Consider the following 15307-nt stretch of genomic DNA (forward strand, 5'->3'; position numbering starts at 1 on the left):
GCGGCCTGGGTATGACCCGGTCATGATCTTGCGCAACTTTGGGCAACGTCGTTCGGCACCGGTCCCTCCCCACGTGGAGACCGGTGCCGAACGACGCGCGCGCTGTGCCGCGATCCTGTCATCCGGGGCTTCGGGCGAGGAGGTTCCAGTGTCCGGACGACCGCTAAGCCGCAGGTCAGACGTATAAAGTGAGTTTTCCGGTCCGGATGTTCAAGTGCGGCGGAAGTAAGGGGTGGAGACCTTGGGTTCGGACTCAGGGGCACGCACAGCCTTCGCGGAACGTCTCGCGCTGCTGTACAAGGAGGCCGGCAACCCTCCCCTGAAGACCGTGTCCGAGGCCGTCGTACGACTGAAGCGGGTGGACGAACGGGGGCGGCCCGTACGGGTCTCCGCGCAGCGGATCAGCGACTGGCGCCGCGCGAAGAACGTACCGGCTCATTTCACGGCGCTCGCGGCCGTGTTGCACGTACTGATTCCACAGGCCCGGCGGGCGCGGCCCGTGCCGGTGTCGGCCGGTCTGTACGACATGGGCCAGTGGCAGCGCCTCTGGGAACGCGCGGTCGCGGATCCCATCGGCGAGCGGACGGCGGACCCGGAAGAGGAGGAAGGACCTCCGGCAGAGCAGGACCCGGCCGTTCCGGGCGGGGTGTGCCCGTATCGGGGGCTGGCCTCCTACCGCCAGGAGGACGCGCGGTGGTTCTTCGGGCGGGAGCGCAGTACGGACGCCCTGGTCGCCCAGTTGCGCGCGGCCGAGCGGACGGGCGGGCTGGTCATGCTCGTCGGGGCCTCCGGGGCGGGGAAGTCGTCGCTGCTGAACGCCGGTCTGGTGCCCGCCCTGCGCGGCGATCAGGGCCGGGAGGTGGTGCAGCTGGTGCCGGGGGCCGATCCGCTCGCGGAGCTGACCCGCCGTATCCCCGGGCTCGCGCCGGTCGTCACGGAACAGGAGCCCGGCACACCCGAGTTCGCGGACGCCGTACGGGAGGCCGTCACGGCGTGGGCGTCGGGCGAGCGCCGGCCGGTCGTCATCGTCGACCAGTTCGAGGAGGCCTTCACCCTCTGCTCCGACGAGGCCGACCGGCGGACCTTCGTCCGGCTTCTGCACGCCGCGGCCTCCCCCGCCGGCCCCGACGCACCGGCCCCCGTGCTCGTCGTCCTGGGCATCCGCGCCGACTTCTACGAGCAGTGCCTGGGCTATCCGGAGCTGGCCGACGCCCTCCAGCACCGGCACATGGTGCTCGGGCCGCTCACCACCGCCGAGTTGCGCGAGGCGGTGACCGGACCCGCCAAGGCCGTGGGTCTTGAGCTGGAGCCGGGGTTGGCGGAGCTGATCGTGCGGGAGGTGAGCTCCGACGGACCGCGCGGGGCCCACGACGCGGGCGCGCTGCCGCTGCTGTCGCACGCCCTGCTCGCCACCTGGCAGCGGCGCAAGGCGGGCCGGCTGACGCTGGCCGGGTATCGCGCGGCGGGCGGCATCCAGGGGGCGGTGGCGGCGACCGCCGAGCGGGCCTGGTCCCGGCTGGACCCGGCGGCGCGGACCGCCGCGCGGCTGCTGCTGCTGAGGCTGGTCCGGCTGGGCGAGGACACCCAGGCGACCCGGCGGCGGGGCACCCGGCGGCAGTTGGCGCAGGAGTCGACGGACCCGAACAAGACGGAGGAGTCGCTCGAAGAGCTGGTGCGCGCCCGGCTGGTGACCCTCGACGCGGACACCGTGGAGATCACCCACGAGGCGCTGCTGCACGCCTGGCCCCGGCTGCGCGACTGGATCGACGAGGACCGGGGCGGCAACCTGCTGCGCCAGCGGCTGGAGGAGGACAGCCGGGCCTGGGAAGCCACCAACCGCGACACGTCTTTGCTGTACCGGGGTTCCCGGCTGGAGCAGGCGCACAGCTGGGCGGGGTCCGCCGGGGACACCTTCCTGACCCGCAGCGCGGTCGACTTCCTGGCCGCCTCCGTCCGGTTGCGCCGGCGCACGGTGTGGATCAGCCGGAGCGCGGTGGCGGCACTGGTCGCGCTGGCGGTGCTGGCGGTCGGGGCGGCGGTGGTCGCGTGGCAGCAGCGGGACGACGCGGTGTTCGAGCAGGTCCTCGCCGAGGCCGACCGCGTCCAGTACACGGACCCGTCGCTGTCCGCGCAGCTCGACCTGGTCGCCCACCGCCTGCGCCCGGACGACGAGGGCACCAACAACCGGCTGGTGTCGATCGTGAACGCGCCGCTGGCCACCCCACTGCTCGGCCACACCGGCGCCGTCTACCTCACGACGTTCAGTCCGGACGGCAAGCTCCTGGCCACCGCCAGCTACGACCGCACGGTCCGCCTGTGGGACGTGGCGGACCCGCAGCGCCCCAAGCCCCTCGGCAAGCCCCTGACCGCGCACACCAGCTGGGTGAGCACCTCCGTCTTCAGCCCCGACGGCCACCTCCTCGCCAGCGCCTCCGACGACGGCACGGTCCGGCTGTGGGACGTCCGCGACCCCCGTCACCCGCGCCCGCTCGGCGCGCCGCTGACCGGCCACGACGGCACGGTCTATCTGCTCGACTTCAGCCCGGACGGCCGTACGCTCGCCGCCGCGACCGAGGACCATGTCGTACGGCTGTGGAACGTGGCCGACCCGGCCCGGCCCGGCCGGCTCGGCGCGCTCACCGGCCACACCGCCGCCGTCCGCTCGATCGCCTTCAGCCCCGACGGGCGGATCCTGGCGTCGGGCGGCGACGACACCACGGTCCGGCTGTGGGACATGACCGACCGGGAGCACCCCAAGACCATCGGCGCCCCGCTGACCGGCCACCGGGCCCTGGTCCACTCGGTCGCCTTCAGCCCCGACGGCCGGACCCTCGCCAGCGGCAGCGCCGACGACACCGTCCAGCTGTGGGACGTGACGGACGTACAGGACGCGGCCCCGCTCGGCGCGCCGCTCACCGGGCACACCGGCCCCGTCTGGTCGGTGGCCTTCAGCCCGGACGGCTCCCTGCTCGCCGTCGCCAGCGCGGACAGCACGGCGAGCCTGTGGAACGTCAGCAACCCGGCGTTCCCCTCCCAGGTCGGCGAGCCGCTCGCGGGCAGCAGCGGCGAGATGTACGCCCTCGGCTTCAGCCCCGACGGCCGCAGCCTCGCCACCGGCGCCGGCGACAACAAGGTCCGCCTGTGGTCGATACCGAGGTCGGACATGGTGGGCCGGATAGGGGCGTTCCGCCCGGACGGGCGGGTGCTCGCCACGGCCGCCCGCGACCAGCGGATCCGCCTGTGGGACGTACGGGCGCCCAGGCGGCCGGTGCTGCTGAGCGAGCCGTTCCTGCCCGCCGAGGGGGACGTCCGCTCGGTGGTGTTCTCCCCCGACGGGCGCACCCTCGCCGTGCTGACCGGCAGCCGCGCCGTGCAGCTGTGGAACGTCACGAACCCGGCCGGGCCGGTCGCCCACGGCCCACCCGTGGAGCTGCGCACCCGCTACGCGGGCCCCGACGCGCTGGCCTACAGCCCGGACGGCCGCACCCTCGCCACCGCCTACGACGATCGCACCATCCAGCTGTGGAACGTCTCCGACCCGTCGAAGCCCCGGCGGCTGGGCGCACCGCTCACCGGCCACACCGGCTACGTCAACACCCTCGTCTTCAGCCCCGACGGCCGCACCCTCGCCAGCGGCAGCGCCGACACCACCATCCGGCTCTGGAACGTCTCCGCCCCCCGCCGCGCCACCCAGCTCGGCGCCCCGCTCCGGGGCCACCTCGGCCCCGTCAACGCCCTGGCCTACAGCCCCGACGGCCATACGCTGGCCGGCGGCAGCGACGACAACACGGTCGCGCTCTGGGACGTCGAGGACCCCCTCCGGGCCACCCGGCTCGGCTCCAGCCTCACCGGGCACACCGAGGCGGTCGTGTCCCTGACGTTCAGCCGGGACGGGCACACACTGGCCAGCGGCGGCAACGACGACACCGTGCGCCTGTGGAACGTCAGCCGCCCGTCCACCGCCACGTCCATCGGGCAGTCGCTCAGCCCCAACGCCAAGACCGGCAACTTCCTCTCCTTCAGCCCCAACAGCCGCCTGCTCGGGGTGTCGAGCGGCGCCGGGACGGTACGGCTGTGGGACCTGAACGTGGACGAGGCCGTCCGGCACATCTGTTCCACCACTCGGGGCGTGCTGACGCCGGAGAAATGGCACGAGTATCTGCCACGGTTGTCCTACGAGCCGCCCTGTCGGCAGTGATCCCCGTCACAGCGCCTCGACGCACCTCATCAGTCGGGTCCCGCGCCGCCATCCGCCTTGTTAGTCTTGGCCACAGCCCGATCGCTGGTGCATCCCCCGTCGCCAGCGATCGGGCGTTTTCGTTCGTCGGGCGCCCTGCTTGAAATTGCACGACATTCTTCGTTACGGAGATGCGGATGGGCGTATTGGGGTGCGGTCGCGCCCCAATAAGGCAATGTCGCCCGCCTTATTTCCCCGTACAACCGAACCCGGTCAGCAAGACCTCTTTAGGAGTCGTAGGCTGACTCATATGCCGAAGGCGTACGAAGTGATCGCGGACGACATCCGCCGGTCCATCCGCGAGGGCGAACGCGGGCCCGGTGACCGGCTGCCGACCGAGACGGAGCTGGCCGAGCACTACCGGCGCAGTGTGCCGACGATCCAGAACGCGCTGCGGCTGCTCAGCGAGGAAGGCCTCATCGACAAACGTCACGGCCTCGGCAACTTCGTCCGCCGCCCCCGCACGCTCGCGGTCCGCGACAACAGGCGGCACCAGTGGGAGAAGGACCGCGCCCGCCAGCCGTTGCTCCAGCGGGCCGCGACCGGGGCGACGGAACACGACACCGGCCTCGGACTCCAGGACCTGGTCTTCCACGCGAGGTACCGCGAGATCAAGGCGCCCAAGGAGCTGGCGGAGGCGTTCGGCGTCCCCGAGGGCACGGTGCTGCTGGAGCGCAAGTACCGAACCCGATGCGCGTCCGAGACGGCCCCTTCAACCTGGTGACCTCCTACCTGGTCCGCGACATGATCGCCGCGAACCCCGCCCTCCTGGACGAGGCCAACGAGCCCTGGCCCGGCGGCACCCAGCACCAGCTCCACACCGTCGGCATCGAGGTGGACCGCGTCGAGGAACGCTTCACCGCCCGCCCCCCGACCCCGGAGGAGGCCGCGGACCTGGAGCTGCCACCGGGGACGTCGGTGATCCTGCTGCACAAGACGTCGTACGACATCGACGACCGCGTGGTGGACATCTCCGACGTCACGCTGCCGGGTGACCGCACCGAACTGTTCTTCACCACTCGCCTGGAAAGGTGGTGAGTGCCGCCGTGACCCGGCACATCGTCATCGTCACCGCTGTGCACCCCCCGTCGGCCCGCTTTCTGCCCGAGGCCCACAAGTCGCTGTGCGAGCAGCGGCTTCCGGAGGGCTGGGAGTGGCGGTGGGTGATCCAGGAGGACGGGGAGTCGCAGGACGTCCGTCCGTATGTGCCCGACGACGTGCGGGTGACGTTCCGTCAGGGGCGGCGCGGGGGGCCCGGTGTGGCGCGCACGATCGCGCTGGCGCACGCGGAGGGCGAGTACGTGAAGGTCCTGGACGCCGACGACCAGTTGGCGCCGGGTGTGCTGGCCCGCGATCTGGCGGTGCTGGAGGCCGAGCCGGGCGTCGGATGGGTGACGTCGAGGGTGCTGGACCTGTTGCCGGACGGCTCGACCGTCGGTTTCCCGGGCGATCCCGAGGACGGGCCGATCGAGCGGGACGCGGTGCTCGACTTCTGGACGGCGAACGACTTCCGCGCCCAGGTCCACCCGGCCTCGCTGTGCGTACGACGGGACCTGCTGGTGGCGCTCGGCGGCTGGATGGCGCTGCCCGCGTCCGAGGACACCGGGCTGCTGCTGGCGCTGAACTCGGTGAGCCGGGGGTGGTTCTCGGCTCGGGTGGGGCTTCTCTACCGGAAGTGGGAGGGCCAGGTGACGGGCCAGGCCTCGCACGTCGATCCGGGCGAGCGGGAGGCACGCATGGCGGTGGTGGAGGCGCGGGCGCGGGCGCTGGCGGGGTTCGGCTGGCGGTATCCGGCGGACGGGGCGCCGTAGGGGTCGTTCACGCCGGCTGACCGAGGTCCTGGGCGAAGGTGATGACGTTCCCGGCCGGGTCGGTGACGGCGGCGACCCGGAAGCCGCCCGGGGTGTCCTGGACGGTCCCCAGGTCCAGCCCTCGTTCGGCGGCCAGCCGGACCTCGGCGGCGACGTCGTCGACGGCCAGCGTCAGCATGGCGGAGCCCGCACGGTCGGGTTCGCGCAGCAGCTGGATCGCGCCGCCCGCGATGACCTCCCATTCCGCCAGGCCCTCCATGGGGTCGCGGTCGGCCGGCCGGCCCCAGAGGCGTTCGTACCAGGTGCGCGCCGCTTCGAAGTCGGCGACGGGCATGACGGCGTAGACGGTGTTGATGGCCACGGTGGGTACCCTTTCATCCGCTTTCGCACCTTACTGAGTGCCCGTCGGATGTCAGCGGAGGTCAGGGGAGCGCCTCGGCGTCGGTGCGCGAAAAGACCAGGTCGCTCTCCTCGGTGACCGGCCCCCGCCAGCGCAGGGGCACCCGGCGGGGACCGCTGAGCGCCGGTGGATAGCTCGCGGGGGCGTAGTCGTTGGCCAGCCGGTAGACGTGAAACCCGGCACCGGCCATGGTCGTCAGCAACTCCTCGACGCGGTCACCGAGCCCGGCCATGCGCTCGGGGGTCACCTCCACCGTGATCTCGGCATCGGGCCGCAGCTTGTCCAGCACGGGCGCGAGCCCGCGTACGACGCTCCCCTCCGCCCCTCGACGTCGACCTTGATCACCCGGGTGTTCTCCAGCTCGCCCGGCTGGAGCAGGTCGGGCAGCGGAGCGGCCTCGGCCTCGAAGACGGCCTCGGCGGGACCGTCGTACGGGACGATGCTGTTGGCGCCCATGTTGCGGGAGCTGGCGAGCGTGAACGTGAGCTTTCCGCGGCTGTCCGACACGGCGGCGTTGACGGCTCGGACGTTGCGGCAGCCGTTGAGCCGGGTGTGCTGTTCCAGACGCCGGTGGAGGGCGGGGGACGCCTCGACGGCCACGACCCGGCCCGCGTTCCCGACGAGCCGCGAGGCCAGGACGCTGAAGACGCCGATGTTGGCGCCGACGTCGACGAAGCCGTCGCCCGGCCTGAGGCGGCCGGCGAGCCAGCTGGTCATATGCGGTTCCCAGACGCCGAAGAGGTAGAGGTAGCGCTGGATCAGGTCCTGGGTGTCGACCGCGAAACGGGCTCCCGACCGGGTCTCGACGACCCGTCGGCGGGGGTGATCCCGCAGGTGGGCGTTGAGCAGGCGCGCGGCGAGGGCCGCCTTGCCGAGGTTGCCGGGGGCGTACCGCACATATCGGCTGCCGAGGGTGACCAGCGCTTCGGTGGCCGCTGTCATGGGGGCACTCATCGGGTCGGCGCGCCCGGCGCTATTCGGTGACCGTGATGGCCTGGGACGGGCAGCCCTCGACCGCCTCCCGGACCTTGGGATCGCCTCCGCCGTCCTCGCGTCCCGGGACGACCGCGCCGAATCCGTCCACCACCCTGAAGACGGACGGAACCCGGTATGCGCAGTCGCCGGAGCCGTAGCAGCGCTCGGGGTCAACGGAGAGCCACATGTCCACTCCAGTCGCCTTGAGCCCGTGGGACGACGGGCCGATCGAAACCGAGACCTACGTCCCTTCCCTGCCCGGCGGGCGATTCAGCGAACCGGTGGCGCGTCCCCGGCGGCGAGAGTGAGCCAGTGGGCGACGCGGCGGACGGTGGTCTCGTCGAGCCGGTCCACTACCGCCTCGGCGGCCGTCCGGTCGTCCGGGGCGAGGTCGTAGAGCCCGGCACGGTTCAGGGCGGCGACGAGCACCTGATGCCGTCGGTCGGTCATGCGTTCGGCGAGCTTGGCGGGTTGGGTGGGGGTGCCGGTGAGTGGCGCGGACGAGGCCGCCACGGCGGCCGGGGCGTCGACCCTCTGCCACGCGCCGTCCTTCGGTCCCCACAGCACCACGGCCGGATCCTCGCCCCGGGCCCGCAGGGTCTGGGTCATCTCACCGAGGGCGTACAGGACAGGAGCCCGATACGGCGACTGCGCGCCGACCCGCCAGGACGCGGAGGACGGCTGGTAGAACATCGCGACCCAGCGTGGAGTGCCGGGCGGCTGCGGGCTCTGCGGATGTGACGGCACGGGACATCACCCTTTCGGAAGCGGCGGGTCGGACGATAACTGACGTGCCGTCAGATGAACAGAGGCCTGTCGGGGCCGCCACGAGGCGGCCAGGGTGGATCTCGGCGTCAGCGTAAGCGTCACCGGCGAACGGCATCCCGAGCGCGACCTGTTGCTGCCGCCGCGCCGGCGGACCCCGCGGGACTGACGGGGTCACGGTCTCGGCGCGGGGCGCGGCATCTCCTCTCCCCGGTCGCGGGTCTCCGGAACCGGCCTGCGGTGCAGGCTCGCCTCCAGCTCGTCCAGGGCCCTTCTGGCGAGGGCCAGACTGGTGTGGAGGTCGGGCTGTTCCGGAGCGGGGGGCAGGGGCGTGGTGCGGTGGTGTGGGTCGCGGCGTTCCTCCTCCAGTTCGCGGGCCTCGTCGAGGGATCTGAGGACCAGGCCGATCAGGACGTTGACCAGGACGAAGGAGGCCAGCAGGACGTACGAGGCGTAGTAGAGGACGCTCCACGGGGATATCTCCAGGCCCGCGTGGACGGCGTCGCCGAGGCCGTCCAGGGTCATCAGGAGGAAGAGGGTGAGGACGGCGCGGCCGATCGTGCCGTACTGTCCGGGGTTCTCGCGGCCGAAGAACATCCAGCCCACCATGGCGTACACGTACAGCATCAGGCCGCCCACCATCAGAAAGCTCACCGTGCCGGGCACGCTGCGGGCGACCGCGACCATGGCGATGCGCAGTTGCGGCAGGAAGCGGGCGCTGCGCAGGACGCGGGCCAGCCGCAGCAGCCGTAGGACCGTGGTGTTCTCGCGGACCAGCGGCAGGAACGCGCAGGCCACCACCGCCACGTCGAAGAGGTTCCACGGGTCGCGGAAGAAGTCGCGGGGCCGGTCGGCGTGGGCGCAGGCGCGCAGGAGTATCTCGACGGTGAACGCGGCCAGGCAGAGGTGTTCGGCGAGGTGGAGCCACCGGTGCCCGTGCTCGACCAGGCCGCGGTAGGTCTCCGCGCCGAGCAGGGCGGCGTTGACGAGGATCACGCCGAGGACGGTGAAGGCGAACCACCGGGCCTCCGTGACGGTACGGGCTCGTTCCGCCAGCGCCCGGCGGCCGGGACGCGAAGCGCCGTCCGGTCGGAGCTGATCGTCTTGCACGTCGGTCATCGTGCTGTATCTGCTCCCTCGCGCAGCGTGATATGCGCCGGGTGCGCCGACACAACGACCGCTCGGGGCGGCGAAACCCCCTTCTCAGCTGTTCCAGCTCTCGTCGTACGGGTCGCTGGGCGTCCGCACCGGCTTGGCCGCCGTCACCTTGATGAACGGGATCGGGCCGCCGTTGACCGGATCGCGGGACCGCTTCGGGGTGTAGGTGCCGGTGATCTCCAGCCAGGTGTCCGGTTGCAGCACCGGCGGGACCCGGCCGGTCAGGCCGATCTTCACCGGCCGGCCGTCGGCGGCGCAGCAGTTGAGGGCGATCCGGACCAGGTACGGGGTGCCGGAGCGGTCCAGCGCGACGAAGCCCGTGATCCTGACCTCGCGGCCGCGCAGCGTGCGCCCGTGGTCGTACGCCGCTCGGGCCGCGTAGTCGGCCAGGCCGAGCCGGACGGGGTCACCGGCGGGCAGCGGCGGGTAGGCCGGGGGCTCCTGAAGGGCCGTACCGGCGCGCATCGCGCTGTACGAGCCGAGGGCCGGCGGGGCGATCAGCACGAGCGCGAGCACGGGCAGCAACAGCAGCCAGGAGACGCGGGGTTCGTGGTGATCCGACCCGTCGTCGGCGCCCTTGCGCGCGTACCACACCGTCGCCACCGCCGCCGCGACCAGCACCACCCCCGCCACCAGCAGCAACGGCCGCAGCCCGGCCTTGACGTAGCGCAGCGACAGATCCGTGGCCCCCGCGTGCAGCAGGGACGCGCCGAGCAGAAACAGCACCGCCGCCTGCGCCTGCCGGTTCACAGCAGCACCGCCCCGGTCAGTGCGGACACCCCGACGGCGACGGCGAAGGTCGCCGGGGCGAAACGCAGGGCGAAGCGGCGGCCGAACGTGCCGGCCTGCATCGCGAACAGCTTCAGATCGACCATCGGCCCCACCACCAGGAACGCCAGCCGGGCCGTCGGCGAGAACTGCGTCAGCGAGGCCGCCACGAACGCGTCCGCCTCCGAACAGATCGACAGCAGGACAGCCAGTACGGCGAGGGCGAGCACCGCCACGACCGGGTTGTCCGCCGCCGCCCGCAGCCACTGCTCGGGCACGACCGCCTTCAGCGTCGCCGCCGCCATCGCGCCGATCACCAGGAACCCGCCCGCGTGCATCACGTCGTGCCGCACCGACCCCCAGAACGCCGCTCCCCTGCCCTGCCCCTCGTGCGACGGACGGGCCGGCGGGCGCAGCCAGTCGGCCCGTCCGAGCCGCTGCCACAGCCAGCCCATCGCGCACGCCACGGCCAGGCTCGCGACGAAACGGGCCAGGACCATCTCCGGTTGGCCGGGGAAGGCGACCGCCGTCGCCGTCAGCACGATCGGGTTGATCGCGGGCGCGGCGAGCAGGAACGCCAGCGCCGCCGCCGGTGTGACGCCGCGCCGCATCAGCGCCCCCGCCACCGGCACCGACGCACACTCGCAGCCCGGCACCACCGCGCCCGCCAGCCCCGCCACCGGTACCGCCGCGGCCGGCCGGGCCGGGAGCGCGCGGGCGAAGACGGACGCCGGTACGAACACGGCGACGGCCGCCGACAGCAGCACCCCGAGCACCAGGAACGGCAGCGCCTGCACGACCACCGCGACGAACACCGTCGTCCAGCTCTGCATCACCGGCGCGGACAGCGCGCGGCGGATCGGCGCCTGGGCGAGCAGCAGCAGGAGCAGGGTGACGGTGAGGACGAGGGGGGAGCTGAGATGCCAGCCGTCGTCCTTCTCCGGGGTCGGGGGCGGTGTTTTGGGGACGGTGACGGCCACGGACGGGTCCTCCAGTGGGCGAGGTGGCTCCCCTTCGATACGGCCGACGCGGAACAGACGTTCAATCAGTTGCTGGAACCATCCTTCTCGTTGAGGCAGTCTTTTCCCTCGTGGTGAGCGTTCCGAATCAGGGCCGGCCGGGCGACGCGCCCGCGCACATGGTGGTGTGCGGCGACGACGGGCTCGCGCACCGGCTCGCGGCCGAACTCAGAGGCGTCTACGAGGAGCAGGTGACCCTGGTGGTGCCGCCCTCCGAGCGCCGGGTGCACCAGCCGGTCGTCGGCCGGGCCCGGGCCGCGTCGGTGGCGCTGCTGGACCGGATGGTGAACGCGGCCAACCGGGCGGCGGGCAACGGCAGCGGTTCCGTGGTGAGCGGCGAGATCGGCGGCAACGTGCGGCTCGTGGAGGCCCACGAGCCGACCGAGGCCGTGCTCGCCGACGCGGGCGTGGAGCGGGCGACCGCGCTGGCGCTCGTGTACGACGACGACGAGACCAACATCCGCGCCGCCCTCACCGCCCGCCGCCTCAACCCCAGAGTGCGCATCGTCCTGCGCCTGTACAACCGGCGGCTCGGCCAGCACATCGAGGAACTCCTCGACCAGGCCGCCGCGTTGGCGACCGGCGACCCGCACGGAACGAGCACCGGCTTCGACGCCTCCACGACCGTGCTGTCCGACGCCGACACGGCCGCGCCCGCGCTGGCCGCGACCGCCCTCGTCGGCACCAGCAAGGTCGTGCAGACCGACGGGCTGCTGCTGCGCGCCGTGGAGCGGACGCCGCCGGCGCCGGGCCAGGTCGCCGATCCGGGGCTGTGCACGCTGGCGCTGCTGTCGACGACGAGCAGCGATCCCGCCGGTGCCGACGGGTCGGAGGGCAGCGGGGAGCGCGGGCCTCGGCTGCTGCCGGACGAGGACGAGGTCGCGGCGGCCACCGGGCGCGGCACGGTCGTACTGGAACAGGTGTCCTACGCCGGTGCGCCCAGGTCCGCCGGACGCGCGGTCGGGGTCGTACCGCCGATCGCCTCCCTGTTCTCCCGGCGGCTGCGCTGGTCGCTCGCCGGTCTGGTGGGTGCCGTGGTGGCGCTGGCGATCGCGCTGACCGTCGTCACCGGCGACCACCCGCTGCGGGCGACCTATCTCACCCTGCTCGACATCCTCGGCATCGACGACCCGGCCACCGGCCAGTCCGTCGGCCGACAGGTCCTCCAACTCCTCTCCGCCGTCGTCGGTTTACTGCTGCTGCCGGTGCTGCTGGCCGCCGTCCTTGAGGCCCTCGGCACGTTCCGGAGCGCGTCCGCGCTGCGCAGGCCGCCGCGCGGGCTCAGCGGGCACGTCGTCCTGCTCGGCCTCGGCAAGATCGGCACGCGTGTGCTGACCCGGCTGCGCGAACTGCACATCCCGGTGGTCTGCGTCGAGGCCGATCCCGACGCCCGGGGCATGGCGACGGCCCGTCGGCTGCGGGTGCCGGTGGTCCTCGGGGACGTCACCCAGGAGGGCGTCCTGGAGGCCGCCAAGATCCACCGGGCGCACACGCTGCTCGCGCTGACCAGCGTCGACACGACCAACCTGGAGGCCGTCCTCTACGCCCGCTCGGTCCGGCCCGACCTGCGCGTGGTGCTCCGCCTCTACGACGACGACTTCGCCGCCGCCGTCTACCGCACCCTGCGCGCCGCGCACCCCCGGGCGCTCACCCGCAGCCGCAGCGTCACGCATCTCGCGGCGCCCTCGTTCGCCGGGGCGATGATGGGGCGTCAGGTGCTGGGGGCGATCCCGGTCGAGCGGCGGGTGCTGCTGTTCGCGGCCGTGGAGGTGCGGGGGATCCGGCAGCTGGAGGGGAAGACGGTGGCCGACGCCTTCCGGGCCGGCTCCTGGCGGGTGCTGGCCCTGGACACGGCGGCCCCCGGGGAACGCCGACCGGACCTGGCGGCGAGCCCGACCGACACGGACGGCCGGGGCACGACCGCGTCGGCGTCGGACCTCGTGTGGGACCTGCCGCCCACATACGTACTGCGCGCCGAGGACCGGGTGGTGCTGGCGGCAACCCGACGCGGCCTCGCGGAGCTGCTGGGCCGACGCCGACGGGAGCGGGCGGGGGCGTGAGGGCGGTGAACGGACGCCCCTGAGCGGTCGCCCCTCCAGGGGCGCGGGGAACTGCGCGATCAGCCACGACCGGCGGTCAGCCGGACGATCGAGCACGCGCAACGGCGATGTGCCGTTCTCCTCTCCGGGCCCAACAAGGCGGAGCCAAGGGGTCGTTGGGCCCGAGAGACGAGACGCGGGGCAGGAGCCGTCAGTTATCGGCGCCCTTGAGGTGTCTCTCCGCGAAGTCCAGTTCCAGCCGCACCTGCTTGATCCGCTCGTCGACGACCAGGGAGCCGTGCCCCGCGTCGTAGCGGTAGACCTCGTGGACCGCGCCGCGTGCCTGGAGCCGGTTGACGTAGTTCTCGATCTGGCGGATGGGGCAGCGCGGGTCGTTGACACCGGCGGAGATGTAGACCGGGGCCTTGACCTGGTCGACGTACGTCAGTGGCGACGACGCCTCGAAGCGCTCCGGGACCTCCTCCGGGGTGCCGCCGAGCAGCGTGCGGTCCATGGCCTTCAGGGCTTCCATCTCGTCGTGGTACGCGGTGACGTAGTCGGCCACCGGGACCGCGGCGATGCCCAGCGTCCACGCGTCGGGCTGGACGCCGAGGCCGAGGAGCGTGAGGTAGCCGCCCCAGGAACCGCCGGTCAGGATCAGCCGGTCCGGGTCCGCCAGCCCCGAGCTGATCGCCCACTCCCGGACCGCCGCGATGTCCTCCAGCTCGATCAGGCCGACCCGGTGCTTCAGGGCGTCCGTCCAGGCCCGTCCGTAGCCCGTCGAGCCCCGGTAGTTGACCCGGACGACCGCGTACCCGTGGTCGACCCAGGCCGCCGGACCCGCCGCGAACGAGTCGCTGTCGTGCCACGTCGGGCCGCCGTGGATGTCGAAGACGGTCGGCAGCGGACCACTGGCCCCTACCGGCTTCTGCACCAGCGCGTGGATACGGCCCCCGGGCCCCTCCACCCACACGTCCTCGACCGGCACCGAACCCGGCGACTTCATGCCCGGCGGGTCGAGCACCACGCGGCCCGCCGTCGAGCGCACGGACGACGGCTCCGCCGCCGACGACCACAGGTACTCCACGCTGCCGTCCGGCCGGGCCGTCGCCCCCGACACCGAGCCGGTCGGGGTCGGGACCTTCACCAGCTCGCGCGTGCGCAGGTCGTAGCGGAACAGCTCCCCGCGCGCCTCGTAGCTGTGCCCGATCAGCAGCCCCGAGCCGTCCGGATACCACTCGGCGCTCACATCGCCCGGCAGCTCCAGCGCCAGGTCCGTCTCCACGCCCGTGGCGACGTCCCACACCAGCGGCTCCCAGCGGCCGCGACGCTGGTGCCCGATGAGCAGCCGGGTATCGCCGAGGACCGGTGCGAAGCCGAGCGCCTCCAGGCCCAGCTCGACCGTGCCGCCCTTGGTGTCGTCGAGCTCGGCGACCGGCGTGCCGTCGGGCCGCAGCACCCGCAGCGCCGAGTGCATGGCGTCGCCGTGCTCGGTGTGCTCGACGGCGATCAGCGAGCCGTCGTGGGACAGATCGCCGACGCCCGCCGACTCGCGGTGCCGGTAGATCTCCACCGGTGCCTCGCCCACACGCGCGAGATGGATCGTCGTACCGTCCTCGTCGGTGGACCGGCCCACCACCGCCGCACGCCCGTCCCGCCCGAGCGCGAGTCCCGCCGGATACGACGGATCCAGTCCTGGCACGGCCAGCTCGTCCTCGCCGCCCGCGAAGGGCTGGCGGCGCCAGACGCCGAACTCGTCGCCGTCCTTGTCGTCGAACCACCAGATCCACTCGCCGTCCGGGGAGAGCACACCGTCCGTCGTGCCGTTCGGCCGGTTCGTCACCTGGCGCTGCTCGCCGGTCGCGCGATCCCAGGCGTACAGCTCGTACGTCCCCGTCGCGTTCGACACGAACAAGGAGCGGTCGGGGGCGTCCTCCGCCCAGTCGGGCAGTGACACCCGCGGCGCCCTGAAGCGCTTCTCCCAGTCCGGCATGTCCTCGCGCCGCTCGGGCGAGGGGGACCCGTTGCTCTCAGTCATGACCCCATACTGCCCGCCCACACCGACATCGTGCTGCCGAGGTCCCCAGCCTGTGGACAAGTCGGGTTCCCCCGCTTGTGGATAACTTCGGGACCCC

At 72.8% G+C, this 15307-nt stretch carries 10 protein-coding genes and 2 pseudogenes; 4 read left to right on the forward strand and 8 right to left on the reverse strand.

Translation table 11 applies throughout. From position 1 onward, the window contains the following. The first annotated feature begins 232 nt into the window (after positions 1-232). The 3 genes and pseudogenes from I2W78_RS17350 to I2W78_RS17360 all read left to right on the forward strand — a co-directional run bounded on the left by I2W78_RS17350 (position 233) and on the right by I2W78_RS17360 (position 6048). Positions 233-4198, forward strand: a complete 3966-nt coding sequence (locus I2W78_RS17350) for an nSTAND1 domain-containing NTPase (protein ID WP_196460991.1) — start codon at positions 233-235, stop codon at positions 4196-4198. Between the two features lie 289 nt (positions 4199-4487). Beyond that, positions 4488-5275: pseudogene (locus I2W78_RS17355) on the forward strand (GntR family transcriptional regulator). Beyond that, a complete protein-coding gene (locus tag I2W78_RS17360; RefSeq protein ID WP_374222676.1) occupies positions 5272-6048 on the forward strand; it encodes a glycosyltransferase family 2 protein in 777 nt (258 codons plus the stop codon). The pseudogene I2W78_RS17355 and the gene I2W78_RS17360 overlap by 4 nt, the downstream one beginning before the upstream one ends. A gap of 7 nt (positions 6049-6055) precedes the next feature. Here the strand turns inward: I2W78_RS17360 and I2W78_RS17365 are convergent, their stop codons facing one another. From I2W78_RS17365 to I2W78_RS17395, 7 genes and pseudogenes are all read right to left on the reverse strand, one after another. Continuing rightward, complete coding sequence (locus I2W78_RS17365; RefSeq protein WP_196460992.1) at positions 6056-6409, reverse strand: VOC family protein; 354 nt, start codon at positions 6407-6409, stop codon at positions 6056-6058. A gap of 61 nt (positions 6410-6470) precedes the next feature. Next, positions 6471-7390, reverse strand: a pseudogene (locus tag I2W78_RS17370) (FkbM family methyltransferase). A gap of 31 nt (positions 7391-7421) precedes the next feature. Next, a complete protein-coding gene (locus I2W78_RS17375) occupies positions 7422-7610 on the reverse strand; it encodes a ferredoxin (RefSeq protein ID WP_196460994.1) in 189 nt (62 codons plus the stop codon). Positions 7611-7693: 83 nt separating this feature from the next. Further along, on the reverse strand, positions 7694-8170 hold the full coding sequence (locus tag I2W78_RS17380; RefSeq protein ID WP_196460997.1) for a hypothetical protein: 477 nt from the start codon (positions 8168-8170) through the stop codon (positions 7694-7696). A gap of 192 nt (positions 8171-8362) precedes the next feature. Further along, positions 8363-9307, reverse strand: a complete 945-nt coding sequence (locus I2W78_RS17385; protein WP_196460999.1) for an ion transporter — start codon at positions 9305-9307, stop codon at positions 8363-8365. Positions 9308-9391: 84 nt separating this feature from the next. Beyond that, a complete protein-coding gene (locus tag I2W78_RS17390; RefSeq protein ID WP_196461001.1) occupies positions 9392-10096 on the reverse strand; it encodes a TIGR03943 family putative permease subunit in 705 nt (234 codons plus the stop codon). Further along, a complete protein-coding gene (locus I2W78_RS17395; RefSeq protein ID WP_307783708.1) occupies positions 10093-11094 on the reverse strand; it encodes a permease in 1002 nt (333 codons plus the stop codon). Before I2W78_RS17395 ends, I2W78_RS17390 begins: the two co-directional genes overlap by 4 nt. 158 nt (positions 11095-11252) lie before the next feature. Here I2W78_RS17395 and I2W78_RS17400 point away from each other — a divergent pair, with 158 nt between their 5' ends. Next, entirely contained in the window at positions 11253-13193 is a 1941-nt protein-coding gene (locus I2W78_RS17400; protein WP_196464599.1) for an NAD-binding protein, read from the forward strand. Between the two features lie 190 nt (positions 13194-13383). Here the strand turns inward: I2W78_RS17400 and I2W78_RS17405 are convergent, their stop codons facing one another. Then, a complete protein-coding gene (locus tag I2W78_RS17405) occupies positions 13384-15210 on the reverse strand; it encodes a S9 family peptidase (RefSeq protein ID WP_196461003.1) in 1827 nt (608 codons plus the stop codon). Between the last annotated feature and the right edge of the window lie 97 nt (positions 15211-15307).

The sequence above is a fragment of the Streptomyces spinoverrucosus genome (genome assembly GCF_015712165.1).
GTDB classification, from domain to species: domain Bacteria; phylum Actinomycetota; class Actinomycetes; order Streptomycetales; family Streptomycetaceae; genus Streptomyces; species Streptomyces spinoverrucosus_A.